The 24,661-nt window shown below is 67.0% G+C and carries 20 protein-coding genes and 1 pseudogene; 13 read left to right on the plus strand and 8 right to left on the minus strand.

Annotation, left to right across the window (positions count from 1 at the left end; translation table 11 throughout):
- The first annotated feature begins 227 nt into the window (after positions 1 to 227).
- Complete coding sequence (locus ASF25_RS09920) at positions 228 to 1,730, plus strand: phosphomannomutase/phosphoglucomutase (RefSeq protein WP_056304486.1); 1,503 nt, start codon at positions 228 to 230, stop codon at positions 1,728 to 1,730.
- Between the two features lie 22 nt (positions 1,731 to 1,752).
- Here the strand turns inward: ASF25_RS09920 and ASF25_RS09925 are convergent, their stop codons facing one another.
- Complete coding sequence (locus ASF25_RS09925) at positions 1,753 to 2,241, minus strand: pilus assembly protein N-terminal domain-containing protein (protein WP_056304487.1); 489 nt, start codon at positions 2,239 to 2,241, stop codon at positions 1,753 to 1,755.
- 347 nt (positions 2,242 to 2,588) lie between these two features.
- On the opposite strand from ASF25_RS09925, the gene ASF25_RS21890 reads away from it, so the two are divergent.
- The 12 genes from ASF25_RS21890 (at position 2,589) to ASF25_RS09980 (ending at position 14,954) form a co-directional block, all read left to right on the plus strand.
- Positions 2,589 to 2,759, plus strand: coding sequence for a Flp family type IVb pilin (locus ASF25_RS21890; protein WP_082502557.1), 171 nt, complete (start codon positions 2,589 to 2,591; stop codon positions 2,757 to 2,759).
- Between the two features lie 152 nt (positions 2,760 to 2,911).
- Positions 2,912 to 3,445, plus strand: coding sequence for a prepilin peptidase (locus tag ASF25_RS09930; protein WP_244472962.1), 534 nt, complete (start codon positions 2,912 to 2,914; stop codon positions 3,443 to 3,445).
- 141 nt (positions 3,446 to 3,586) lie between these two features.
- The gene (gene cpaB, locus ASF25_RS09935) at positions 3,587 to 4,390 is read left to right on the plus strand and encodes a Flp pilus assembly protein CpaB (protein ID WP_056304488.1); all 804 of its coding nucleotides are present in this window, start codon (positions 3,587 to 3,589) and stop codon (positions 4,388 to 4,390) included.
- A 35-nt stretch (positions 4,391 to 4,425) separates the two neighbouring features.
- Positions 4,426 to 5,949 (plus strand): type II and III secretion system protein family protein, encoded by a 1,524-nt coding sequence (locus tag ASF25_RS09940; protein WP_056304489.1) that lies wholly within the window; start codon positions 4,426 to 4,428, stop codon positions 5,947 to 5,949.
- Between the two features lie 47 nt (positions 5,950 to 5,996).
- Positions 5,997 to 6,740: a CpaD family pilus assembly protein gene (locus ASF25_RS09945; RefSeq protein ID WP_056304490.1), complete on the plus strand. Its 744-nt coding sequence runs from the start codon at positions 5,997 to 5,999 to the stop codon at positions 6,738 to 6,740.
- A gap of 112 nt (positions 6,741 to 6,852) precedes the next feature.
- Entirely contained in the window at positions 6,853 to 8,097 is a 1,245-nt protein-coding gene (locus tag ASF25_RS09950) for an AAA family ATPase (RefSeq protein ID WP_056304491.1), read from the plus strand.
- 54 nt (positions 8,098 to 8,151) lie between these two features.
- Positions 8,152 to 9,600 (plus strand): CpaF family protein, encoded by a 1,449-nt coding sequence (locus ASF25_RS09955; RefSeq protein ID WP_056170152.1) that lies wholly within the window; start codon positions 8,152 to 8,154, stop codon positions 9,598 to 9,600.
- A 49-nt stretch (positions 9,601 to 9,649) separates the two neighbouring features.
- Entirely contained in the window at positions 9,650 to 10,618 is a 969-nt protein-coding gene (locus tag ASF25_RS09960) for a type II secretion system F family protein (protein ID WP_056170153.1), read from the plus strand.
- Positions 10,619 to 10,650: 32 nt separating this feature from the next.
- Positions 10,651 to 11,622: a type II secretion system F family protein gene (locus tag ASF25_RS09965; RefSeq protein WP_056170156.1), complete on the plus strand. Its 972-nt coding sequence runs from the start codon at positions 10,651 to 10,653 to the stop codon at positions 11,620 to 11,622.
- A gap of 740 nt (positions 11,623 to 12,362) precedes the next feature.
- On the plus strand, positions 12,363 to 12,956 hold the full coding sequence (locus tag ASF25_RS09970; RefSeq protein ID WP_244472963.1) for a protein phosphatase CheZ: 594 nt from the start codon (positions 12,363 to 12,365) through the stop codon (positions 12,954 to 12,956).
- A gap of 32 nt (positions 12,957 to 12,988) precedes the next feature.
- The gene (locus tag ASF25_RS09975) at positions 12,989 to 14,557 is read left to right on the plus strand and encodes a sensor domain-containing diguanylate cyclase (RefSeq protein WP_244472964.1); all 1,569 of its coding nucleotides are present in this window, start codon (positions 12,989 to 12,991) and stop codon (positions 14,555 to 14,557) included.
- 157 nt (positions 14,558 to 14,714) lie between these two features.
- Complete coding sequence (locus ASF25_RS09980) at positions 14,715 to 14,954, plus strand: hypothetical protein (protein WP_056170163.1); 240 nt, start codon at positions 14,715 to 14,717, stop codon at positions 14,952 to 14,954.
- Between the two features lie 577 nt (positions 14,955 to 15,531).
- Here the strand turns inward: ASF25_RS09980 and ASF25_RS09985 are convergent.
- From ASF25_RS09985 to murJ, 7 genes and pseudogenes are all read right to left on the minus strand, one after another.
- Positions 15,532 to 16,602: an HD domain-containing phosphohydrolase gene (locus ASF25_RS09985; RefSeq protein ID WP_244472965.1), complete on the minus strand. Its 1,071-nt coding sequence runs from the start codon at positions 16,600 to 16,602 to the stop codon at positions 15,532 to 15,534.
- The gene (locus tag ASF25_RS09990) at positions 16,595 to 16,849 is read right to left on the minus strand and encodes a hypothetical protein (protein WP_156368928.1); all 255 of its coding nucleotides are present in this window, start codon (positions 16,847 to 16,849) and stop codon (positions 16,595 to 16,597) included. The genes ASF25_RS09985 and ASF25_RS09990 overlap by 8 nt, the downstream gene beginning before the upstream one ends.
- A gap of 1,062 nt (positions 16,850 to 17,911) precedes the next feature.
- The gene (locus tag ASF25_RS22655; RefSeq protein ID WP_156368929.1) at positions 17,912 to 18,145 is read right to left on the minus strand and encodes a hypothetical protein; all 234 of its coding nucleotides are present in this window, start codon (positions 18,143 to 18,145) and stop codon (positions 17,912 to 17,914) included.
- Positions 18,146 to 18,167: 22 nt separating this feature from the next.
- Positions 18,168 to 18,541 (minus strand): annotated as a pseudogene (locus ASF25_RS23560) (IS630 family transposase); the annotation flags it as partial.
- 222 nt (positions 18,542 to 18,763) lie between these two features.
- On the minus strand, positions 18,764 to 21,196 hold the full coding sequence (locus tag ASF25_RS10000) for a PAS domain-containing sensor histidine kinase (protein ID WP_056170169.1): 2,433 nt from the start codon (positions 21,194 to 21,196) through the stop codon (positions 18,764 to 18,766).
- A 574-nt stretch (positions 21,197 to 21,770) separates the two neighbouring features.
- On the minus strand, positions 21,771 to 22,901 hold the full coding sequence (locus ASF25_RS10005; protein ID WP_244472966.1) for an FAD-binding domain-containing protein: 1,131 nt from the start codon (positions 22,899 to 22,901) through the stop codon (positions 21,771 to 21,773).
- Between the two features lie 194 nt (positions 22,902 to 23,095).
- The gene (gene murJ, locus ASF25_RS10010) at positions 23,096 to 24,625 is read right to left on the minus strand and encodes a murein biosynthesis integral membrane protein MurJ (RefSeq protein WP_056304493.1); all 1,530 of its coding nucleotides are present in this window, start codon (positions 24,623 to 24,625) and stop codon (positions 23,096 to 23,098) included.
- Between the last annotated feature and the right edge of the window lie 36 nt (positions 24,626 to 24,661).

The raw sequence follows: 24,661 nt of genomic DNA on the forward strand, positions 1-24,661 counted from the left end.
CGATTCGCGCCCGTGCCTCCAAGGGTGTCTGGCGGGCGCGGGTTGCCTATAGCCTGGGGGGCGCCCGGGTTCAAGGACCCGCCCCGCACGACGCCGGAGGGACAGTGGCCCCCGGATGGACGCGAACGCGTCGGCTTCAGGCGAAGGTGCCGGGGGCAGCGCCGCCCGGACTTCTTCTGTCGACGCCGTTCGGATAAGCCTCATCGAGATCCTGGAGAGGCCCCGCGATGTTCCCCAAGCCCCACGCCGCGCTCGTGCCGAACACCTTCGCGTTCGAGGAACTGCCGCTGGTCAAGCCGACGGGGTTTCGCGAATACGATGCACGCTGGCTGTTCCCGCAGGACATCAACCTGATGGGCGTGCAGGCGCTGGGCCTTGGCATCGGCACCCTCGTGCACGAGATGGGCGTGCGCCCCGACATCGTCACGGGCCACGATTTCCGGGCCTACTCGTCCTCCATCAAGCTCGCCCTCATCGCCGGCATGCAGGCGGCGGGCCTGCGGGTGAAGGATGTCGGCCTCGCCCTGTCACCCATGGCGTATTTCGGGCAGTTCGCCCTCGATTGCCCGTGCGTGGCCATGGTCACCGCCTCGCACAACGACAACGGCTGGACCGGCGTGAAGATGGGCGCCAACCGGCCCATGACCTTCGGCCCCGAGGAGATGGGCCGCCTGAAGGAGATCGTGCTGGGTGGAACCTACCGCTACCGGGATGGGGGCGCCTACGAGTTCGTCGAGGGGTTTTCGCAGGTCTACCTCGCCGATCTGAAGGCGCGGGCGAAACCGATCTCGCGAAAACTCAAGGTGGTGGCCGCCTGCGGCAACGGCACGGCCGGAGCCTTCGCGCCGCAACTTCTCGAGGCCCTGGGCGTCGAGGTGATCCCCCTCGATGTCGACCCGGACTACACCTTCCCACGCTACAACCCGAACCCCGAGGACATGGCGATGCTGCACGCCATCGCGGCGCGCGTGAAGGAGACGGGGGCGGATGTCGGCCTCGGCTTCGACGGCGACGGCGACCGCTGCGGCGTGGTCGACGACGAGGGCGCGGAGATCTTCGCCGACAAGATCGGCGTCATGCTCGCCCGCGACCTCGGCAAGCTGCATCCCGGCGCCACCTTCGTGGTCGACGTGAAGTCGACGGGGCTCTACCACACCGACCCCGAGCTCCAGGCGCTGGCGGTCCGGACGGATTACTGGAAGACGGGGCATTCCTACATCAAGCGCCGGGTCAACGAGCTCGGGGCGCTTGCCGGTTTCGAGAAGTCGGGGCATTTCTTTTTCAACGAACCGATCGGGCGCGGCTACGACGACGGACTGCTCACCGCCATCGCGGTGATCGAGATGCTCGACCGCAATCCAGAGCGTTCCATGGCCGACCTCTACCGGGCGTTGCCGAAGACCTGGGGCTCGCCGACCATGTCGCCCCATTGCGCCGACGAGGTGAAGTACGGGGTGGTCGAGGCCGTGACCGCGCGGTTCCGGGCTATGTTGGACGCGGGCGAGACCCTCGCGGGCGCCAGGATCACGGACCTCGTCACCGTCAACGGCGTCCGTGTCGCGACCGAGGACGGCACCTGGGGACTGGTGCGGGCCTCGTCGAACAAACCCGAACTCGTGGTGGTAATCGAAAGCCCGATCTCGGAGGACCGCCTCCACGCCATGTTCGCGGCGGTGGACGGGGTGCTGCGCGAGAACGACGGGGTCGGTGCCTACAACCAGACCCTCTGAGGAAGCGAAGGGGGAAGGCTGTCTACTTCCCGCCGACCGCCATGGCACGGCGGGCTTCGGCCTGGCCGCTGACTTCGCCGAAATAGCGCGTCGAGTCGCCGAGCTGCGCCGAGGGCTGGCAATTGGGCGTGCACGAATACGATTCGCGCTCCAGGCCACGCTGCACCGTGACGACGGCGGCCTGGGGCGCCTGCACGCTGATGGTGGATTCGGCCAGCATGTTGCCGCCGCGGTCGAGGGCGATGAGGTTGGTCGAGCCGAAGCTCTTGCCCGTGAGGATGAGGACGCCGTTCTTCTGAAGGGACACGTCGGCGATGATCGGATTGCCGACGATGACCGTCTGTGTGTTCTCCGGCAAGCGGATCACCTTGGCGTTGTCCACCGTCACCGTCACCAAAGTCGGCGCCTGCGCGGCGGCCGGTCCGAGGGCGGCGGCGAGCAGAAGGGCGGCGAGCAACGGTACCACCGCATGGGACGCGGTGGATCGGAAAGCTGGGAAACGGTCGTCCATGGGGATCACTCGTGCCTGGGGACCGCACCCGCGCGGATTGGGGCGGCGGTCGACCGCGTTCGTCGAGCCGACGGATCACCAAAACACAGGGAGGGTAAACAGGCCCCTAAGGACGGGCCGTGACCGGGCACGACACCGGCGAACCGCCTCCTCCATCGTCTTCGCAGACGGTCTAGTCTTTACGATAGCTTTACCATGCTGCGATCGGACCGGACGAGCCCAGGTTTCGGCGACTCGTTTAACCGATTTGCAACGTGGGACGGGCAATGTCGTTTCTGTCGCCGGACGAAACGTGACGATCTTCGACGGCACCTGATTTCTTCTCGGTCGAACAAGGATCCTGCGTCATGACGAACATCTTCAAGCGTTTTGCCTCCGACGAGTCCGGCGCCACCGCCATCGAGTACGGCCTCATCGCCTCGCTCATCGCTGTTGCGATCATCGCAGCTCTCAACGTTCTGGCGACGAAGATCAGCGGAACATTCCAGTACGTCGGCAACAATCTCAAGCAGAGCTGAAGCCGAAGCGGCGATCAGCACGACGAGGCCCCGCATCCGCTCCAGCGGACGATGCGCGGAAGAGGTCCGAAAAGGAGGCGCGTTCCTGAGTTCGCGCCTCCTTTCGTTGTCAAATCCCCATTCTACTTCTGACTACTTCTGAAAGCCCCACCATGGGTACAGCGAGCATGGGTACGGCGAGCGTTCTGTTCGTCTTCCCGTTCCTGATGGTCTACGCTGCCGCCAACGATCTCCTGACGATGCTGATTCCGAACCGGATCACCCTCGCGCTGATCGCGGGCTTTGCCATCCTCGCCGCGAGCTTCGGGTTCGGATGGACCGAATTGGCGGTGCATGCCGGCGCCGGGGCCCTCGTGCTGGCCATCACCTTCACCCTGTTCGCCCTCGGGCATATCGGTGGGGGCGACGCAAAGCTCGCGGCGGGCACCGCCCTTTGGATCGGCTTCGACCATCTGCTCGATTACTTCACCCTCGCGGCCCTGGCGGGCGGCGTGCTCACGGTGGCGATTCTCGCCCTGCGCTCGCAGCCCCTGCCGGTGTTCGTCGGGTCGACCCTGTCGCGCATGCCGTTCCTCCTCCACCTCCACGACAAGCGCACGGGCGTGCCCTACGGTATCGCGCTGGCCTTCGCGGCGGTGATGGTCCTGCCCGAGACGGCGATCTGGACGCGGGCCCTCGGTCTTTGATCGACGCGGACGAACGGCAGCGCCTTCGCGGTGACCGGCGGACCACGCAATCCATCAGGAAGTCTTAACCCTAATTTGAGGAATCCGGGACCATCGTGACGGGGCGCGGCACTCGGCCGTCCCACAGGTTCATCCCCGGCAATGAAACCCGCCCGCCTTGCCGTCCTCGCCATCGCCCTGGTCACCGGCGGCCTTGCCGCCTACCTGATGAGCGGCGACGACAAACCCCCGGCTCCCGTGATCCTGGCCGCGCCGCCGCCGCCGGTCCTGCCGACGACCGACGTGCTCGTCGCCGCGGCCGAGCTGCCGATGGGGCAAAGCCTCCAGGCAGCGGATCTGCGCTGGCAGCCCTGGCCCGATCAGGCCATCACGCCCGGCTACATCACCCGCACCAGCCAGCCCAAGGGCCTGGAAGACATCACAGGCTCCATCGCCCGCTCCGGGTTCCTCTCCGGCGAGCCGATCCGGCCCCAGAAGCTCGCACGCTCGGACGGTGGGTTCATGGCCGCCATCCTGCCATCCGGCATGCGCGCCGTGGCCATCGTCACCGATTCGCGGGGATCGAGTTCCGCCGGCGGCTTCATCCTGCCCAACGACCACGTCGACCTCATCCGAACCTACCGCGACGAGGAGGCCATGCAGGCCGGTGGGTCCGAGACACAGATCTCGGAGACCATCCTTACGGACATCCGCGTGCTCGCCGTCGGCCAGATCGTCCAGGAAAAGAACGGCAGCAACGTCGTGACCGGCGAGACCACGACCCTCGCCCTGACGCCGGCGCAAGCCGAGATCGTCACCCTGGCCCAGAAGGTCGGCCAGCTCTCCCTGTCCCTGCGCAGTCTCGTCGATTCCGGGCGCACCACCGAGGTGGCGCCGGACACCCGCGGCGAGGGTGGCGTGACGGTCGTGCGCTTCGGCGTCTCCAAGCAACAGTCGCGGCGCTGATGGCTCCGGCGAACGCGATGACAGGGGTTTTACCGATGATTGTCCGATCCCGGAGCGCCACCCGCCAACTGCCGATCCTGGTGGTGCCGGTCCTTGCGAGCCTCCTCGCCGGTCCGGTCACGGCTCGGCCGGTGCCCGACCTCGCTCCGGCGCCCGTGCTCGCCGTGGGCTCGAACGAGGCCGCGACCTCGCGCAAGATCGAGTTGACCATGGGCCGCTCCATCGTCATCGACCTGCCGCGCGACGCCAAGGAGGTGTTCGTCGCCAACCCGAAGGTCGCCAACGCCGTCGTGCGCTCGACCCGCAAGGTGTTCGTCATCGGCATGGAGGACGGCGCCACCTCGATCTTCATCATGGACGGCGAAGGCCGACAGATCACCGCCCTCGACGTCACCGTGGCGCGCGATCTCCAGCTCGGCGCCCTGCGCCAGATCCTCACCCAGAGCATCGCGAATGCCCGGTTCGACATCCGCACCGCCGGCAGCTCGATCATCCTGTCCGGCAGCGTCAACTCCGCGGCGGAAGCCTCCCAGGCCATCGACATCGCCAACGCCTTCGTGGGCCAGTCCGGCTCTGCGGGCGCGGGCGGCGCCTCGGCGGGCGCCGCCGCGGGCAGCACCCCGACCCGCGGCACGGTGATCAACAACATCACCATCCGGGGCCGCGATCAGGTGATGCTGCGCGTGACCGTGGTCGAGGTCGCCCGCACGGTGCTGAAGCAGTTCGGCATCAATATCAGCGGCAACTGGTCGGGGTTGAACCTCGTCAACACGGCACCCCTGGCCCTTAACGGGGGATCTTTTCCAACCGGGAACGCCTTGACCGGCACCGTCACCGGAACGGGCGGCGCCAGCCTGTCGGCGACCCTCCGGGCGTTCGAGCAGGCGGGGGTCTCCCGCGTACTGGCCGAACCGACCCTCACGGCGATCTCGGGCGAATCGGCGAAGTTCACCGCCGGCGGCCAGATTCCGGTTCCGTCGACCCTCGCCTGCGTTCAGGGCACCGGCACGAACCAGATCTGCACCCCTTCCATTGCATTCAAGCCTTACGGTGTCAGCCTGACGTTCACACCCGTGGTGCTGGCCGAGAACCGCATCTCGATCCGAGTCGGCACAGACGTCACGGAGATCGACCAGCAGAATTCCATCAACATCGGTCAGGGCAATTCCAACATTGCCGTGCCGGGTTTCACGGTGCGCAGCTCCGAGACCACCGTCGAGCTCGCCTCCGGCGCCAGCATGATGACCGCCGGCCTGATCCAGCAGCGCAACAAAGCCACCATCTCGGGGCTGCCAGGACTGATCAACCTGCCGATCATCGGTGCCCTGTTCCGGTCGCGCGACTATCAGCGCCAGGAGACGGAGCTGATGATCATGGTCACCCCCTACATCGCCAAGCCGATGGAGGCGCGCCAGCCCACGCGGCCAGACGACGGCTTCGTCGACGCCCAGGACGCGCAGGGCATCCTGCTCGGACGCCTGAACCGCCTCTACGGCGTCGCGGGCGCAAGTCCGCTCGGACCGGCCTATCGCGGCCGCGTCGGCTTCATCACCGACTAATCCTACCCGCTCAAAGACCCGGCCCCCGTTCCGCCAGGACCCCTTCCATGCCCGCGTCTCCCACGCCAAAGTCTTCCACGCTCAAAGCCCTGGCCGCAATCAGCGCTCTGACGGCACTCCTCGGCGCGTGCCAGAGCCGTGCTCCGGCGACGACGGGCTCGCTCTATCCCACGGACTACCGGGCACGGCACCCCATCGCCCTCACGGATGCGGGCCGCAGCCTCGACGTGTTCGTCACCGGCACCGGCCACATCGATCCGCGCCAGGCCGCCGACATCGACGCGTTCCTCGTCGACTTCCGGCGCTACGGCCGCGGCACCCTCGTCCTCGACATGCCGCGGGGCGTCGCCCCCGCCATAGGGGCCGCCGTCGAACGCACGGGCGCGGCCATCCGCCGAATGAGCGCCGAGGGCGGCTTGGACCCCGGACAACTCGTGGTGACGAGTTACGCGGTCGCAACCCCGACCCTCGTCGCCCCCTTGCGCCTCAGCTTCCAGCGGATGGAGGCCAAGGTCGCGGGCCAGTGCGGATTGTGGCCGCAGGATCTCGGAGTCGGCGACGCCGCCTTCAACGGGCGCAACGAGGCTCATTGGAACTTCGGCTGCTCGACGCAGTCGAACATCGCCGCTCAAGTCGCCGATCCCATCGATCTCGTGCGCGGCCGTCCCGAGGGGCGCATCGACACCGTCCGCCGCACGAAGAACATCGAGAAATTGCGGGCCGGCAATGATCCGTCAATTCCCTGGCGCCAGGATGGCAAGGCCGACGTGAAATCCCAGGTCTCGCAGTAGCCCCCGGCCGCGGCGCCTGCTCCGGGGTGCCGAGTCCGAAGACGTGCCGATCGACCGAAACCCGCGACTCCCGAATGCGCCCTTCGGGGCAACCTGAACCGGAACCAGAGCCATGGTGGACCCGAACCAGACACCCGAGCGCCTCATCGCCCCGGTGCCGCGGATCACGATCCAGGCCTTTTGCGAGACCCAGGACACGGCTGTCGTGATCGAAGCCGCGAGCTCCGACCGGCGGATGCAGAAGACTCACGTGAAGGTGCAGATGGGCGGCGGTGCCGCCGCCGTAGAAGCCTATCGCCATGCGCCGACCCCGAACGTCATCGTCATCGAGACGCAAGGGGCCAAATCACGCCCGATCGAATGCCTCGATTCCCTCGCCGAAGTCTGCGACGCGGGCACCAAGGTCATCGTCATCGGCCACGTCAACGACGTGATGCTCTACCGCCAGTTCCTTCAGCGCGGGGTGAGCGAGTACCTCATGGCGCCCGTGGATCCGATCATGCTGATCCAGGCGATATCGGACCTGTTCTCGGCCCCGGGCGCCAAGCCCGTCGGCCGCACCATCGCGGTGGTGGGTGCAAAGGGCGGCGTCGGCGCGTCCACCCTCGCCCACAACCTCGCCTGGACCATCGCCCGGGAGCAGGACACCGCGACGGTGATCGCCGACCTCGATATCGCCTTCGGCACCGCGAGCCTGAACTTCAACCAGGATCCGCCCCAGGGCATCGCCGAAGCGGTGTTCTCGCCCGAGCGCCTCGACGCGAACCTCCTCGACCGCCTGCTGTCGAAATGCGCCGACAACCTCACCCTTCTCGCCGCGCCCGCGACCCTCGACCGGACCATCGACCTGTCGGAGCAGGCCATGGACGCCGTCATCGACCTCCTGCGCAACACGGTCCCGTGCGTCGTCCTCGACGTGCCGCATGTCTGGACCGCCTGGTCAAAACGTCTCCTCGTCTCGGCCGACGAGATCCTGATCGTGAGCGCACCCGAACTCGCGTCCCTGCGCAACACCAAGAACCTTCTGACCTTGCTCCAGCAAAACCGCCCGAACGACGCCAAGGCGCGCGTCGTCCTCAACGGCGTCGGCATGTCGAAGCGCCCCGAGATCAGCGTCGCCGAGTTCGCCAAGGCCCTCGACGCCCCGATCACCGCGAGCCTGCCCTTCGAGCCCGCCCTGTTCGGAACGGCGGCGAACAACGGCCAGATGATCGCCGAAGTGCAGGCCGGGGCCAAGGTCACGGACGTGTTCTCGGCACTGGCCGCCACCCTCGTGGGGCGTTCCGAGACGCGACGCCCGCGCGCGAACCTTCTCGAGCCGCTCCTGGCGCGGCTGCAGCGCCGCAAGGCGTCGTGATGCGCGATCCGCATCGCCGCCCGGTCCCAGCTCCCTCGACCGGAGACATACCCCATGTTCGGTAGGCGACACGGCTCGGCGGCCGCTCAGGTCGCCCCCATGCACCTCGCCCCGCGTCCAGTCGCGACCCAGCCGATCCACCAGGAACCGGCGGGGCGCCCGCGCGTCGAGGTGCCGGTGCCCGTCCAGCCCGTGGTCGAGGCGGCAAAATCCGAGGATTACTTCCGCACCAAGAGCATGATCTTCGGCGCGCTGATCGAGGCCATCGATTTGGCTCAGCTCGCTCGCCTCGATGCCGAATCCGCCCGTGAGGAAATCCGCGACATCGTCTCGGAGATCATCGGTCTCAAGAACATCGTCCTGTCGATCAACGAGCAGGAAGACCTGCTCGACGACATCTGCAACGACGTCCTCGGCTACGGTCCGCTCGAGCCGCTTCTGATGCGCGACGACATCGCCGACATCATGGTGAACGGCGCCAACCGGGCCTTCATCGAAGTCGGCGGCAAGATCCAGCTCACGGGCGTGCGGTTCCGCGACAATCAGCAGCTCATGAACATCTGCCAGCGGATCGTCAGCCAGGTCGGCCGACGCGTCGATGAGGCCTCGCCGATCTGCGACGCGCGTCTCCCGGACGGCTCGCGCGTCAACATCATCGCGCCGCCGCTGGCCATCGACGGACCGGTGCTGACCATCCGTAAATTCAAGAAGGACAAGCTCACCCTCGACCAGCTCGTCACCTTCGGGGCGATTTCGCCGGAGGGCGCGCGCATCCTGCAGATCATCGGCCGGGTGCGCTGCAACGTCGTCATCTCGGGCGGTACGGGCTCGGGCAAGACCACCCTGCTGAACTGCCTCACGGCCTACATCGACCACGACGAGCGCATCATCACCTGCGAGGACGCGGCCGAGCTGCAGCTCCAGCAGGCCCACGTGGTGCGCCTCGAGACCCGGCCGGCCAACATGGAGGGCTCGGGCCAGGTCACCATGCGCGATCTCGTGAAGAACTGCCTCCGCATGCGGCCGGAACGGATCATCGTCGGCGAGGTTCGCGGCCCGGAGGCTTTCGATCTGCTACAGGCCATGAACACCGGCCACGACGGCTCGATGGGGACGCTGCACGCCAACTCGCCCCGCGAGGCCCTGAGCCGCCTCGAATCGATGATCACCATGGGCGGGTTCACCCTACCGTCGCGGACCCTGCGCGAGATGATCTGCGGCTCCATCGACATCATCGTTCAGGCCACCCGCCTGCGTGACGGTTCGCGGCGCATCACGCACATCACCGAGGTGATGGGTATGGAGGGCGACGTGATCATCACCCAGGATCTGCTCCTCTACGACATCCTCGGCGAGGATCAGAACGGCAAGCTCATCGGGCGGCATCGCTCCACCGGTATCGGCCGGCCGCGTTTCTGGGAACGGGCGCGGTACTACGGCGAGGAGAAGGCCCTGGCTGCGGCCCTCGACGCCGCCGCCGTACTGGAGGAGGGCAGCCTGTGAGGCACCCGTTCTTGAGCGACGGGGTCCGTCGCATCCCCACGGTGACGCCGTGAACGCCAACCTGCCCCTCGCCGCCGGGCTCGCCGCCCTGGCCGCCGGCGCAGTCGCCTGGGTCATGCTGACCCCGCTCATGACGGGCGAGAAGCGCGCGAGCCAGCGCCGCCGGGCGATCAGCGTGGTGACGCCGGGGGCGAGCGCGCGCGCGGTCACCACCAGCCGGCGCGAGCAGGTGGCGAAGAGCCTCAAGGAGATCGAGGCCAAGAAGGCCGGCACCCGCGCCAGCCTGGAGCTCAGAATCGCCCAGGCCGGCCTGACCTGGAGCCGGGAGCAGTACTACGTCGTCTCGGGCGTGCTCGCCTTCCTGTTGGGCCTCGTCGCCTATCTGACCATCAGCAGCATTCCGGCGACCCTCGCGGCGATCTTCGCGGGTGGACTCGGTCTGCCGATGTGGTTTCTCGCCCATTGGCGCAAGCGAAGGGTCGCGCGCTTCATCGCCGAGTTGCCAACCGCCATCGACATCATCACGCGCGGCGTGCGCGCCGGTATTCCCGTGAGCGACTGCTTTCGCATCATCTCGCGCGAGGCCGAGGAGCCGATCCGCTCCGAGTTCCGGATCGTGGTCGAGTCGCAGACCCTCGGCCTGTCCCTGGGCGAAGCCCTGGTGAAGATGCACGAGCGCGTGCCCGTCTCGGACGTGAACTTCTTCGCCATCGTCATCGGGATCCAGGCGAAATCCGGCGGCAACCTTTCGGAGGCCCTGGCCAACCTTTCCCGGGTGCTGCGCGAACGCAAGAAGATGGCCGGCAAGATCCAGGCGATGAGCATGGAGGCCAAGGCGTCGGGCGGCATCATCGCGGCGCTGCCGTTCGTGGTCGCGACCCTGACCTACATCGCCAGCCCGGACTACATCGCCCTGCTGTGGACGACGGATATCGGCAAGATCGGCCTCGTCGCCTCGGCGATCTGGATGTCGCTCGGCATCTTCACCATGAAGAAGATGATCAGCTTCGACTTCTGACGGGAGCGCGACCGCGCGAAAGCCTGAAAACCATGCTGGACGTCCTTGCCCACAAGCTCATCGATCCGCGCTTCCTCGGAATGGCGCTCGCCGGCATCGCGGCGGCAGCCACCGCCTTCGCCCTGCTCCAGCCCCTGATCGAGCCCGATCGCCTGGGCAAGCGCATGAAGATGGTCGGTGAGGAGCGCGACGAGCTGCGCCAGCGCGAGCGCGAACGCCTGTCGAACACCGCCGCCAAGGCGACCCTTCGGGTGGCGCCGAAAGCCTACATGAAGCGCGTGGTCGAGCAGTTCAACCTCAGCCGCTGGCTCGGAACCGAGACGGCGCGACAGCAGCTCCTCATGGCCGGCTACCGCTCCCCAGGCGCCGAGACCGGGTTCCTGTTCTTCCGCATGGTGACGCCCATCGCGATGCTCGTGGCGTCGATCCTCTACCTGTTCGTCCTCAACGTCATCGACCAGCCCGTGGCGATCCGCGCCATGATGGTGATCGCCGCCGTGCTTCTCGGCATCAAGATGCCCGAGCTCTACCTCCACAACGCCACCAAGAAGCGCCAGACCGAGATCCGGAAGGCCTGGCCCGACGCCCTCGACCTCAGCCTGATCTGTGTCGAATCCGGCATGTCGGTCGAGCACGCTTTCCGGCGGGTGAGCACGGAGATCGCGACCCAGTCCATCGTGCTCGCCGAGGAGCTCGCGGTGATGACCGCCGAACTGTCGTTCCTGCCCGACCGGCGCCAAGCCTTCGAGAATCTCGCCAATCGCACGGGCCTCGACCCGGTCAAGGCGGTGACCACCGCCCTCATCCAGGCCGAGCGCTACGGCACGCCTGTCGGCCAGGCCCTGCGTGTGCTCTCCCAGGAGAGTCGCGACACCCGGATGAACGAGGCCGAGAAGAAAGCCGCGGCCCTGCCGCCGAAGCTCACCGTGCCGATGATCCTGTTCTTCCTGCCGGTGTTGTTCGTGGTGATCCTCACGCCGGCGATGATCCAGGTGTTCAAGTAACGTCGGACGGGGGGCCGCAGGCGGCCCGTCGCTTCCGGAACGCGATCGCTCGATAGTTCCGTGAGGGCGCCGATCTCAAGAGTCGATCGGTCACCAAATCTCCGGTTCCGATCTGTTCCGTGACGAGTCGGACCGGAGGAATCCACACCCGTTCGTCGAGGTCCGGACAAGCGATGCCCGAGCCGTAGTGGCATCACGGGCAAGAGCCCGCTGCTTTCGTCGTTCCCATCCAGCCGGATCGCGACGTGACCCTATTCGATCCGGCTGGCATCGTCGAAAGGTCCGACCGTCGGGATCCCTCATCGCGTAGGTCGCCGCTCGACGGACGATTTCCGCAAGGACCGCACGTCTCGATCTCCGCCAGTCTCGATCCTGGTTCGGCTCGCGCTTCCTCGAACGAACGCGAGCGTGGGAGCCGGTCCGACCGGCTGCGAGACGGACAATGATGTGATTATCCGCCTTGTCGCACTCATCGACGACGTCATCAGCCGGGGCAGGCTGTGTGGGGGATACACCGAGCCCACGCCGACTTGGCCGTGGGGCATTCGATCGGGCGGAGACAGAGAAACGACTTTTGGTTCAATACTGAGATATTGCAGCAATCGTGAGGGTGATTGCTTTTTCCGACACAGCGTCTTCGGTCAGCCGCAAACACAAACTCATCCCGAAATATCCCATCAATCACCGAACAATGGAGAACGGAGTTCAATTCCGATTTGTTTAACAACTATAGGTTATCGATGGTGGCGCACCACCAGCGAGTAGCGATCGACCCAATGATCAGCAGCAAGCCCGTCCTCGACGATCGTACCGCTCGCCTGCAGCAACATCTGGTTTCCATTTCCGAAGCCATCGTGCGCACTCGCCGGGAAATCGCCGAACTGCAACAGGAGCATGAGGCCGGGCGAGCCTGCGACGAACTGCAAGCCGTGGTTCTCGGCACGGAGCAGGCCACCGACAGCATCCTCACCGCCTCCGAGACCGTGGACGGCCTCGCCCGTGGGATTGCCAGACGGACGCAGGACGTTGCGACCCGGGCGGACGCCGAGGCCATCCAGCGCCAGATGCAGGCCATCTTCGAGGCCTGCAATTTTCAGGATCTCACGGGGCAGCGGATCTCGAAGGTCGTTCGCACCATCGCCTATGTCGAGGAGCGGGTCGGTGAGATGCTGCGCCTCTGGACGGGTCAAGCCGGGACGACGGGGTCGGCCAGACCGGCAGCCCGCAAGGCGGTCGGTGCTAGGCCGGACGAAGAACAATCGCTGCTGAACGGTCCCGCCCTGCCCGGCACGGCTGCCGTCAGCCAGGACGCCGTCGACGCGATGTTCCCGTAAGACCACCACACGAGGACTTGCCGATGGGCCGGATGCCGCAGATCGCCGGCATGACAACGCGGATCGCTCCCGCGATTGCGCGGGTGGTCAAGCCGGTGGCAGCAACCGTCGCACCCGGTTTCCGGTCCGCCCGGGTCTGGATCGGGCTCGGGATCCTGGCACCTCTCGGCATGCTCGGCGTCTGCGTCGTGATGCTGATGGAACTTCGTCAGGACGCTTGGGACAAGGCGGAGCAAACCTCCCAAAACCTGCTGCAGGTGATCGAGCGCGACATCGATCGCAACATCGAGATCATCGACTTGGCGTTGCTCGGCATCGTCGACAATCTCAAGCTGCCGGGCTTGAGCGAGATCGCGCCGCAGTTCCGCCAACGCATCCTGTTCGACCGCGCCGTCAATGCCAAGGACCTCGGCGTGATGCTGGTGCTCGACGAGAACGGCGATGTGGCCTTCGACGCCGCGAGTTGGCCAGTGCGCCGCCTCAACAGCGCCGAACGCCCCTACTTCCAGGCCCACAAGGCCAACCCCCACCTGGGCCTCCAGATCAGCCGGCCGCTGATCTCACAGCTCAGCGGCACACCGATCGTCGTGCTCAGCCGGCGGATCGACAAGGCCGACGGCTCCTTCGGCGGCGTCGTGCTCGGCAGCCTTTCGCTGCACTACTTCAACCGCTTGTTCGACCGGATCAAACTCGGACGGGCAGGGACGATCAACCTGTTTCTGCACGACGGCACGCGCCTCGTGCGCCATCCCGAGCCCAATTCGGTGCTCGCCCCGAACTTCGCGGATTCGCCGAACGTCCAACGCTTCCTGCGCGAGGTTCGCGGAAGCTTCGTCGGCATCACCCTGAGCGACGGGCTCGAGCGATTGTACACCTTCACGCAGGTGGCCGACTTACCGCTGATCCTGAACGTCGCCCTCCACACGCAGGAAATAGAGGGCGAGTGGCGGGCGAAGGCTCTTGTGATCGGCGCCCTCGTACTGGTCCTTTGCGGCCTCACGGTCGGGCTGTCGCTCCTGGTCGGATGGGAACTCAGGCGCCGCGCTGCCGCGGAAGCCGAGTTGGCCTGCCTTTCCCGCACCGATGCGCTCACGGCGCTGCACAACCGGCGCAGCTTCGAGGAGTCGTCGGAACGGATCTGGGACGAGGCGCGCCGTCGCGGCGGCGCTGTGGCCTTGCTCGCCATCGATGCCGATCACTTCAAGCGCTACAACGACCGTTACGGGCACGCCGTCGGCGATCGAGTTCTGCAGGCGCTCGCCCGCGCCCTGGAGCGGAGCGCACGTCGCCCGAACGATCTCGTCGCCCGCGTCGGTGGCGAGGAATTCTCCATACTCCTGGCGGACATCGAACCGGAGGGAGCCGCCTGGATCGCCGACCGGGTACACGCGGCAGTCGGCGAGCTCGTCGTCTGGGCTGATGGCGTCGATGTCGGACCGGTCACCGTGAGCATCGGCCTCGCCTTCAGCCTGCCATGGAAGGGCGGTACGCCCGAAGACCTGTTCGGTCTGGCCGACGCAGCCCTTTACGAAGCGAAGGCGAACGGCCGCAACCGGACCTGCTACACGGTGATGGGCATCAAGAGCAGGCATGCGGCCTAGGCCGAACAAAGCGTACCCGCTTGTTACCCAGTCGCACATAAGATCAGTAGCCACCGGCAAATGACCTGACTAGCTATAGCCCCAGCCCGTCTCGATACTTGAGACGCAGCGTGCGAGAGCGAAAATTGCTCTCGCCAGACAAGCGCGGAGTGCATCTGTGGCCTTGTATTATTTCGACATTCACGATGGCACATCACATTTCGATGCGGTCGGCATCGAGTGCTCCGGCCTGGACGAGGTGAAATCGCAAGCGATGCGAGTCCTGCCCGAAATCGCGCGCGAGCAGGCCTGCAACAGCAATGATCGGCTCGCCTATACGATTCTGGTGAGTGATGAGGATCACAAGGCCGTCTATTCGGCGACCCTGGTGCTTGTCGGACAGTGGTTGATCCACTGACGTTCGTGCTGAACGGGGGCGATATCGCTTGGTCCGGCTGCGGAACGGTTCGAGCCGGCAGGGAGCCTTTGGGGGGAGTACTACGGCAGTCCATGTCGTGATCGGCAACGGCAGTTCTCGGGCTATATGTGGAACACAACGCGCGTTCCGCCCAGTATGAGTGGCATGCCGAGCGTCGAACCCATCGGAAGCCCATCACATGCCCGCGCTTCCTTTGCCGAGGCGACGCGCATGACGATGGCGAGTGCCGGGGCGCCCGCCCTGAAGACCAATGTCCAGGCCTCGCATCGTCAACGCCTTACATCGCATGGATCTCCCCGGGACGACCGAACAAGTCGACGCGCAGACAACGTATGGGACACACACCGAACCCGGGACGTACAGTCAATGCCGGAATCCGCAATGGCATGAGACGTTTAGGGACCGAGCCGTCCAGCGGGAAAACCTCGACTGAAACGCGTGTCGCCACCGCGATGGCGGCTTTCCAGCACAACGGCTTTTCCCGCGGATGCCACCGCCTGCATCCACTTCGCCGGAGCCATGCACCTGCGGGATGGGCGCGGGATCGACCGCCCGATCAGTCGGTGAACCCGCCGGCGATGGGCGCGAACGCCCGCACCAGCACTGGGTCCAGGCGTCCGTCCATCTCCGTCAGGATCGCGTAGGCCTTTGCCGCCGGCATCGGCGGCTTGTAGGACCGCCGCTCGATCAGCGCCGCGTAGATGTCGCAGACCGTGATCAGGCGCACCAGGTCGGGGATCTCCGCATCCTTCAGCCCGTCCGGGTAGCCCGACCCGTCCAGCAATTCGTGATGTGAGCGCACCACGCCCAACATCTCCGCTTCGAACCCCTCCCCGGCGAGCAGGGCGTGCCCCTGCCCGGGGTGGAGCCGCATCACCGCCAACTCGGCGTCGTCGAGGCGGCCGGGCTTGTTCAGGATCGCGGGTGGCACGTGGATCTTGCCGACATCGTGCACCAGCGCGGCCTTGGTCAGGCGGTGCCGCTCGTGGGCGCCGAAGCCGAGATGCGTGGCGAAGGCCGCCGCGACGCCGGCAACCAGCAGGCAGTGCTGGTGGGTGGCGTCGTCGAAGCGGTGCATCGCCCCGATCCAGTCCCGGATACCGGTTTCCCCGATCGCGCGCGCGACGAGCTCCGTGCCGTTGTCGATCAGGGTCGGCGTGATCGGGCGATCGGCGACGAACACGTCGGTGTAGAACGCGCTGACCCGTGCCGCCTGTGCGGCGACATGCGGAGCGAGCGGCGGCGGCGCTTCCGCCACCCCGAGGGCGGCGCGGATGCGCTGCACGTCGACGGGGGCCGGCAGGATGTGCGTGGACCCCAGTTCGACGGCCTGGAGGCGATGACGGCGGCTTTCCTGCGTCTGGACGACGATCAACGGCCCTTTGATCCGCGAGAGGGCGCGCAGGGCGCGCAGGCGGATCATGGCGCCTTCATCGAGATCGACGACGTCGCAGATCAACGTCGCATACGGCTCAGCCGGAGCCGGATCGGCGTAGAGATCGTGCATCCGGCAGGCCAAAGCCGGCGCGAGCTGGGGGATCAGCGCAGCGTTGCGGCCCGGATCGTCCGTGACCCAGAGGACGCGCTTCGCGCGGTCGGCCGGCGCCGTGCCGATGGCCTCAACCACGACGCAGACCGCGCCGGGTTCCCAAGGACTGATGCGGCGCCCGGTCGGCGGCCTCGGCCTGCTGCTGCGGCGTCAGCGGCTTCGGGGGCAACTTGGCGAGTTGGAGGATCCGCACGCCCGCAAGGCTTCCGGCGCGCCACGCGAGGTTGACCGAGCAGACGTAGTCCATGCCGATGATCTTCAGCATGAAATCGTTCGGAAGCTCGATGTGCGCCGGCACGCCGATCTTGGCGCCCGTCTTCGACACATCCTTGACCGTGCAGGGCGTCTCAGCCCCACCGGGGGTCCGAATGAGGCCGATCCAGTTCGTTGTGTTCCGGGGCGCACGCTGGCTCTCGATCGATCTGTTGGGATTTTCGGGCAACGATCTGCTTCCGACACCAAATTTCAGACTGGATAGCCATCGCAGAATATGTACACCCCGATTCGTTACTCAATATTTATGCAGTAACGGTCGTCACTTCAGTTCCAGGTATACCCTTCCCAACGGCAACCTCAGATTGATTCGCCCAAGGCTCATCTGGGCCGAGGCTTCCTGCCCAGCCGACCGCAACCGGGAGTCCAGCCAGATCGGCCCACGCTTCGCTGCGCCTGCAGATGCGCTGTGGCGCCCAGGGGCTAGCCCACATCCCACCGCCGTTGGATCGTGCCGAGCGTAGCCAAGCTTTCGCACCGAGACGGGCCGCAAAGCTCAGGGATGCCGAAGACCGGCGGGCTCGCTTGACCGACCTACTCTCGATCGTGTGATGAACTGGATGGGCAATCCGGAAAATCGGAACGCTCAGACAATAGGCAATAGCGCGCCATCCGCTGCCAGCGGAGGTTAAGTGCGCCGAACCTCCCGTCGGACGGGACCGACGGGATCGGTCTGGCGTCAAGGGTCGGGTTATGACAGGCAGCAACATCACGGTCGGGTCGGCCCGCCTCCGGGCGCGCGATCTCCTGCTGGCCTCGACAACCCTTGTCGGGTTTAGCGTTCAGCCGTGCCAGACCCCGACGGTGCCGCCCGTGGCCGCGACGCTCCTGCGCGAGCGGATCGCCCGCTGGCAGGCCCTCGCCGTCGAGACTCCGGCCGCCCTCGTCGCCCGGCTGAACCCCCTGCGCATCCGGAAGGTGCGCCCGGCGGCGCGGATCGGGCGGCGGCAATTACGGGAGACCCTACGGGCGGTTGCGGTGTTGGCCGTCCGGGCGCGTGGCGTGCTCGCCCGTTCCGGGCTGGTGGTCCGCGTCCCTCGCCGTCGGGACCGGCATGGCCCACGCGCAATCGTCGATTTGGAGAGGGCACAGGCGCCACCACGACGACCGGCGATTACAGCCCCGGACCCAATCCGAATAACGGGACGGCTCCGATCGAAGCGGGCCGGTCTGCCGTTTTCACCGACACGGGCGCCACCGCCATCAACGTACCGGTCGGCCCGATCACGCCGGATAGCTGGACTTTCAGCACCGTTGCTAAGAGCGAGACGATTACCGGCGGAGGCGTGAATTTCGGCGGTGCCAGCCTCGTCAACATCGCCACGAGCGGGGCCATCTGCATCGCCAACGCCATTGGTGTCCAGCCAAACGGCATAGTTGTTTAGGATCGCGTTGACGATCTTGCCCGCCGTTTCCGCCGCCTCGACTGCATTGAGGAGGCGGATAAACTCCTGCGGTGGCGCTTGTAGTCGTGGGTGCGGGTCGTCGGCTTGCCCGGCTTCATCGGCAACGGGTCCTGCGGGCGGGCGGGTCGACGTAGAGCCCAACGACGTCACGCAACTTGGCGGCGAAGGCCGGATCGGTGGAGAGCTTGAACTACCGGACCCGATGCGGCTGCAGACCGTGCCCGCTCCAGCATCCACTGCACCGACGAAACGCTGATGGCCGCGACCTTGCTCATGGCAGCGGTCGTCCAATGCGTGGTCGCGCCGGGCGGATCGCCTTGCGTCAGAGCCACCACGCGCGCCGCCACCGCCGGCCCCAGCGGCGGGATGCGCGTCGACCGCGTCTTATCCCCCAACCGCCCCCCCGAACGGACTCAAGCGTCAGGGCTCAACCACCAGGACAGGCTGACGCGCGCGGTCTTCGGGTACGCGGCGACGCGGGCTCTACGGTCGATCATCGAAGGCCGAACCGAGCGCTTGCCTTCTCCTTCGAGCCCGAATGCCTTGAGCGAGCGGCGCGATCAGCGTCGCTGCCGCGAAGCTCCCGTGGCCGCCCGGCTCACGGCCCGCCGCAGGATTCGCGACAGATCCTCCACCGAATAGGGCTTCTTCAAGAACGGGAAGCCGTGTGTGCCCTCCTCGGCCAGGACATGGCTGTAGCCAGACGCGAGCACCACCGGCATTCCCGGATGGCGATGCCGGATCTCGCGGGCCATATCGATGCCGTTCATCCCCGGCATCACGACATCGGAAAAGATCACGTCGAAGCCCGGGGGGGCCTGCAGCATCTCCAGGGCCTTCTCGGCGTTCATCGCCCAGGCGGTCTCGTAGCCGAGTTCGCGCAAGGCCTGGGTGGCGAAAGCGCCGACCTCCTCGTTGTCCTCGACCACGAGAACCCGCGTCCCATGGCCGTCGGCGAGGGGCTCGGGCTCGTCGTCCGTCTCTTCGGCCATGTGCCGCCCCATCGCGCGGGGCAGGTAGAGGGTGAAGGTGGTGCCGCTGCCGGGCGCGCTTTCGACCAGAACTTCGCCACCCGACTGCTTGGCGAAACCGAACACCTGGGACAAGCCGAGACCTGTGCCCTGGCCGACGCCCTTGGTGGTGAAGAACGGCTCGAAGATCCGGTCGAGGTCGCCCTCAGCGATTCCGGTTCCCGTGTCGCGGACCGACACCGCGACGAAGTCGCCCGGGATGCGCGGGTGAGCCCTGACCGCCGGAATGCCGGAGGCGCGCCGCACGCCGATATCGAGGCGACCCTCGCCGCCCATGGCATCGCGTGCATTGATGGCCATGTTGACCAGGGCCGTATCGAACTGGCTCGGGTCGGCATCGATGAGGTGGGGGACGTCCTCGCCCTCGGCGTTCCGGACCGGGGTGACGTCGGTGACGACCCGGATGCGCGCACCCGTCAGGGTTCCGACCATGTCGGCGACGGAAGCGACGCTGCGGCCGACGTCGAACACCTCCGGCGTCAGGGCCTGACGCCGCGCGAAGGCGAGGAGCTGGCCCGTGAGCTTGGCGGCGCGCGTGACCGTGTCGGAGATGGCTCCGATGTAGCGCTGCCGGCGTTCCTCGGACAGGTCCGGACGCTTCAGGAGGTCGGTCGAGGACCGGATCACCGTCAGCAGATTGTTGAAGTCGTGCGCGACGCCGCCCGTGAGCTGACCCACGGCCTCCAGCTTCTGGGACTGACGGAGCTGCTCTTCCAGGGCGCGACGCTCGGTGACGTCGCGGCCGGCTGCATAGAAGTGATCGCCTTGGGGGATCGCGTTCCACGACACCCAGCGATAGCTGCCATCCGCCGCCCGGATCCGCACATCGAGATTGTCGAGAACCTCGCCGGCGCGAAGCTGCCCAAAGGCCGTTGCGGCCGCCTCCTTGTCGTCGGGGTAGACGTAGTCGTCGAAGGACGTATCCACGAGGTCGCCCTCGGACCAGCCGAGCATCTCGGTCCAGGCCGGATTGACCGCACGGTAGATGCCATCGAAACCGCAGACCACGAGCAGATCGCGGCTGGCACGCCACACGAGATCGCGTTCCGTGGTCCGTTCGCGGGCGGTATCCCGCAGGACGCCCTCCGCGAGGCGGCGGTCGGTGACGTCGTTGAACAGCAAGGCGAGCCGGTGCTGGACAGGCTCGCCGATGCGCAGGGCCTGCACCTCGAACCAGCGCCCCAGCGCCACGACCCCGCTCTCGAACCGGACGGCCTGCCCCGATAGGGCAACGGCCCCGTAGGTGTCGAGCCAAGTCCGTTCGAGGTCCGGCACCACCTCGCTCACCCACTTGCCGACCACGTCGTCGAGCCCGGTATGACGGGCGAAAGCGGGGTTCGCCTCGACGAAGCGGTAATCGATGGCCTTTCCCTCCGCGTCGAAACGCATCTCGATCACGCAGAAGCCGGCGTCGAGGGCGTTGAACAGGGTCCGGTAGCGCGCCTCGCTCTCGGCGAGCATGCCCTCCTCGGTCCGGAACCGGGTGACATCGAGCTGGCTGGCGAAGAAGTACCGTAGCTGGCCCTCCGGGGTGAAGACCGGGCTGACGTAGAGTTCGTTGCGGAACGTCGAACCGTCACGGCGGTAATTCAGGATCTCGACCACCACATCGCGGCGGGCCGAGATGGCGTCGCGAACGCGCGCGATATCGGCCGGATCGGTGTCCGGTCCCTGCAGGAACCTGCAGTTGCGGCCGATCAATTCCTCGGCCGAGTAGCCGCACAGATCCTGGAACGCCCGATTGGCGAACACGATGGGATTGTCGGGCTGGTTGGGGTCGGTGACGATCTGGGGCATGCGGGTCTTCTCCGCAGCCGTGAACAGGAGGTCGACATCCGCCGCGGACGTCTGCTGACCGCTCTCCGGTCGACGCACATGCGAGATGTTCCGCTCGCGCAGCCGCGCGATCTCGGCCTGGAGTTCACGGTTCTCGGTGCGTAGGCGCTCGTTCTCGATGTCCATGCCGTCCGCTTCCGTGGGAACAGCGCCGCAACCGCCACGCCCAAACGCAACGGCCGAGAGCGAGAGAGGGTCCGCCTCCGCGCACCCCAGCCGCGCCCGGCCAGTCAGAATTGAGGGAAGTTCGCGAAGCGACGGCTTAGAGGCCTCACAAAACTCCCGATCACCGCCAGCGCTCGCTCTGTGCGCCCCGGTGCAGCGGGAGTTTCGCGAGAGACATTTAGACGATCGCCCCGCTGGCCGATACCGGCACGGGCGAGCCCTGAACGGTCATGGACGCTCCCCGGCAGTCCGTGCCGCCGACGCCCGTGGGGTGAAGGATCGTCCCGGGCGCACCGCCGCCGCTCGCACCAGTCCGCCCGCGGGACGCGCCCGCACAGCCGGTGACCGGCGGGACGTCGCTCCTGGGTTTCGCTTCGCTGCTCACTTTGCTGGATCTGCGGACGGGCACCTCCGGACAAGCGCCATGGGTCCCCGCCGATGCATCGTTTCCGTCTTCCGTCTTGACGATCCGGGGGCCTGAGACCGATCGGGAGTGGCTTGCTCATCGCGAGGCGACACGGCGGAGAATGCGAAGTCAGGCGCCGCGCAGGGCCGGGATCGCCGAGCGGAGACGGGAATAGCCGCGCGTGGATTTCGGCCACGCCGCATCGTCCCAGGCCCGCCGCACGCGCAAGCACCCATCCGGCATCGCCGTCGCCGATGGTCCGACCGGAGCCCAGGCCGTCACCACCGGCAGGCCGTCCGCCCACCCGTTCCCGACCGGGGCCCCCGGGCACGCGAAATGCGCCGTCGCCCGGGCCAAGGCATCCGCCATCGCGGCTTCGTCCGCGGCCTTGACACGATCGGACGCACCCTGGGCATGATCGATCAGACCTCCGATCCGGACGATCTTCGTCCCGCGGAGCGGCAGGCTCTCCGGGTGGAGATCGTCGAGGTGCAGGAGCAGCGCGACATCGCCTTCCGGCATCGGATCTGCCTGCGGCAACGCCACCTCCCGCGGCGGCATCGGCTCGTCGAGGGCGTCCGGGTATTCGTCGAGACCGACGGGGTCGAAGCGTCCCTCCGTGTAGCGCCGGATGTTCTCCGCACGGGCGACGTAGTGCTTGCCGCGGGTGTGCAGGCCAGCGACCCAGCGCCAGGACAGCGTGTTGCTGGCCGGATCGCCATCGACGAGGTGTCGCATGAAGAATGCGGCCCCGAGCGCCCAGGGCAGGCGCAGGGTGAAGATCCAGATCGAGGCGAACCACATTCGGGCGTGATTGTGCAGCCAGCCGGTCTCGACGAGTTCGCGCGCCCAATCATCGAACCCGTCGATGCCGGCTCGGCCCTCAATGGCCGATTCGTGGATGCGGCGCAGTCCGGGTTCGGCGGCGAGCAGGTCATGCCCGTGTCCGACCTCGGCGAGGAAGTCCGTCCAGGCCGCCGGGTGGGTCTCCAGATGTCCCTTGAAGTAGGTTCGCCAGAAGACCTCGGAGACGAACTTCTCCGCTCCGCCATCGCCGAACGCCCGATCCGCGGCGGCCACGACTTCCGCCTCCGTGATCAGGCGCCGGCGCAGATAGGGCGAGAGCATCGATGTGCTCGGCCCGTTGCCCGGCCCCCGGTCGGTGTTGCGGTCCGCAGAGTATGCGGCGCCGGGGCCTTCGAGGAAATCGGAGAGGCGCTCGAGCCCGGCGGCCCGGGTCATGGTGAAGGTACGATGCATCGGTTCGATCTAGGGTCGTCGAGGGCAGCGCCGATGCGACTCAATTCCCGGGGGCGTCCTTGCTCATCGGCCGGGTTCCGCGCTCGTTCGATTGCCTGCCCGAGGCGCGCAATCCGGAGCCCGTCCGAGTCTGTGAGCTCATTCTACCGCGGCACCGGATCTCCCTCGTCGCAGGTGCGCCGCACTCCGGATCGTCAAGCCCTGCGCAGGCGCAGGCCGAACATCCGGAGGGTCGCGAGGAGGATCAGTCCATAGACGATGGCTCCTGCGGTGCCGAGCGCACCGAGGACTACGATTTCGCGCAGATGCGGCAGAGCCGGCACCACACCCTCGACCACCGACAGTCCATAGCGGGCGACGACGGCCAGGGCGGCGCACGCGATGGTGACACCGACGAGGGTAATGCCGAGCCCCCGGCTCGGTGCCATCCAGCCGCGCCGCCAGGCGAGCACCACCAGAAGCGCGAGATTGACCCACTGCCCGATGGCGGTGGCGAGCGCCAGACCGGTGACGCCGTAAGGGCCCGTGAGCACGACCTTGAAACCAACATTGATCGCGATGGCCGAGAGCGAGGCGATGAGGGGCGTCATCGTGTCCTGGCGGGCGTAGAAACTCGGCAGGGCGCTGCGCAGGAGCACCACGGCTGGGAGCGCCAGCCCATAGGCGGCGAGCACCGAAGCGGCGCGTGCCGCATCCTCGGCACCGAACGCGCCACGCTGGAACAGGGCCACCATGATCAGACCCGGCAAGGTCAGGAACGCGATGGTGAAGGGAGCCGATAGGGCGAGCGAGAAACCAGCCGCCCGGTTCTGCGCCGCATGCGCGCCCGCCGCGTCACCGGCGGCGATTCGCCGGCTCATCTCCGGCAGCAGCACGGTGCCGGCCGCGATGGCGATGACCCCGAAGGGCAGCTGGTAGAGACGGTCGGCATACCAGAGCGCCGAGACTGCACCGGTGGGGAGGAAGCTCGCGATGATGGTGTCCGCAAAGGACGCGATCTGGAACCCGGCCGAACCGATCACTGCCGGACCCAGGACCTTGAAAAACCGCGTCATGGTGGGGTCGCGCAGGCTCGGTGGCACGAGGGAGGGCGCGATGCCGGAGCGTCGGCATGCCCACCACAGCAGGGCGAATTGCAGCACGCCGGAGACCGACACGCCCCAGGCGGCGGCGTAGGCCGCGTTCGGGAACAGGAACGCCAGACTGAACGCCACCAGCATCGACAGGTTGAGCAGCACCGGCGCGCCCGCCGCCACCGCAAAGCGCCGCTGCGCATTGAGCAGGCCGGAGAACAGCGTCACCAGGGTCATGAACAGCAGGTAGGGGAACGTGATCCGTGTGAGCGAGACGGCCAGGGCGAAGCGTTCGGGATCCTCGGAGAATCCCGGTGCCAGGGCCCTGACCACCCACGGCATCGCCGGCATCGCGAGGGCTAGGAACACGACCTGGACGAGCAGCATCAGGGTGAAGATGCGGTCGGCGAAGCGCCGGGCCGCCCCCGCCTCGGCGGCCTCGGACAGGCCGGCGTAGGTCGGCACGAAGGCGGTGTTGAACGCACCCTCGCCGAAGATCGCACGGAAGTGGTTCGGCAGCCGGAACGCCACCACGAACGCGTCGGCGATGGGACCCGCTCCAAGGATCGCCGCCATCACCACGTCGCGGGCGAACCCGGTGACCCGTGACACCAGCGTCCAGCCGCCGACGGAGAGGATGGAGCGGATCATGGAGACAATCGGGGAGACGAGAAAGGATGTTGCTCT

The sequence above is a fragment of the Methylobacterium sp. Leaf100 genome, from assembly GCF_001422845.1.
In the GTDB taxonomy this organism is placed as follows: Bacteria; Pseudomonadota; Alphaproteobacteria; order Rhizobiales; family Beijerinckiaceae; genus Methylobacterium.

Excerpts from the sequence above, each read along its gene's own strand:
- ASF25_RS09920 (WP_056304486.1), top strand. The coding sequence starts at position 228 with ATGTTCCCCAAGCCCCACGCCGCGCTCGTGCCGAACACCTTCGCGTTC.
- ASF25_RS09925 (WP_056304487.1), bottom strand. The coding sequence starts at position 2,241 with ATGGACGACCGTTTCCCAGCTTTCCGATCCACCGCGTCCCATGCGGTG.
- ASF25_RS21890 (WP_082502557.1), top strand. The coding sequence starts at position 2,589 with ATGACGAACATCTTCAAGCGTTTTGCCTCCGACGAGTCCGGCGCCACC.
- ASF25_RS09930 (WP_244472962.1), top strand. The coding sequence starts at position 2,912 with ATGGGTACAGCGAGCATGGGTACGGCGAGCGTTCTGTTCGTCTTCCCG.
- cpaB (WP_056304488.1), top strand. The coding sequence starts at position 3,587 with ATGAAACCCGCCCGCCTTGCCGTCCTCGCCATCGCCCTGGTCACCGGC.
- ASF25_RS09940 (WP_056304489.1), top strand. The coding sequence starts at position 4,426 with ATGATTGTCCGATCCCGGAGCGCCACCCGCCAACTGCCGATCCTGGTG.
- ASF25_RS09945 (WP_056304490.1), top strand. The coding sequence starts at position 5,997 with ATGCCCGCGTCTCCCACGCCAAAGTCTTCCACGCTCAAAGCCCTGGCC.
- ASF25_RS09950 (WP_056304491.1), top strand. The coding sequence starts at position 6,853 with ATGGTGGACCCGAACCAGACACCCGAGCGCCTCATCGCCCCGGTGCCG.
- ASF25_RS09955 (WP_056170152.1), top strand. The coding sequence starts at position 8,152 with ATGTTCGGTAGGCGACACGGCTCGGCGGCCGCTCAGGTCGCCCCCATG.
- ASF25_RS09965 (WP_056170156.1), top strand. The coding sequence starts at position 10,651 with ATGCTGGACGTCCTTGCCCACAAGCTCATCGATCCGCGCTTCCTCGGA.
- ASF25_RS09970 (WP_244472963.1), top strand. The coding sequence starts at position 12,363 with ATGGTGGCGCACCACCAGCGAGTAGCGATCGACCCAATGATCAGCAGC.
- ASF25_RS09975 (WP_244472964.1), top strand. The coding sequence starts at position 12,989 with ATGCCGCAGATCGCCGGCATGACAACGCGGATCGCTCCCGCGATTGCG.
- ASF25_RS10000 (WP_056170169.1), bottom strand. The coding sequence starts at position 21,196 with ATGGACATCGAGAACGAGCGCCTACGCACCGAGAACCGTGAACTCCAG.
- ASF25_RS10005 (WP_244472966.1), bottom strand. The coding sequence starts at position 22,901 with ATGCATCGTACCTTCACCATGACCCGGGCCGCCGGGCTCGAGCGCCTC.
- murJ (WP_056304493.1), bottom strand. The coding sequence starts at position 24,625 with ATGATCCGCTCCATCCTCTCCGTCGGCGGCTGGACGCTGGTGTCACGG.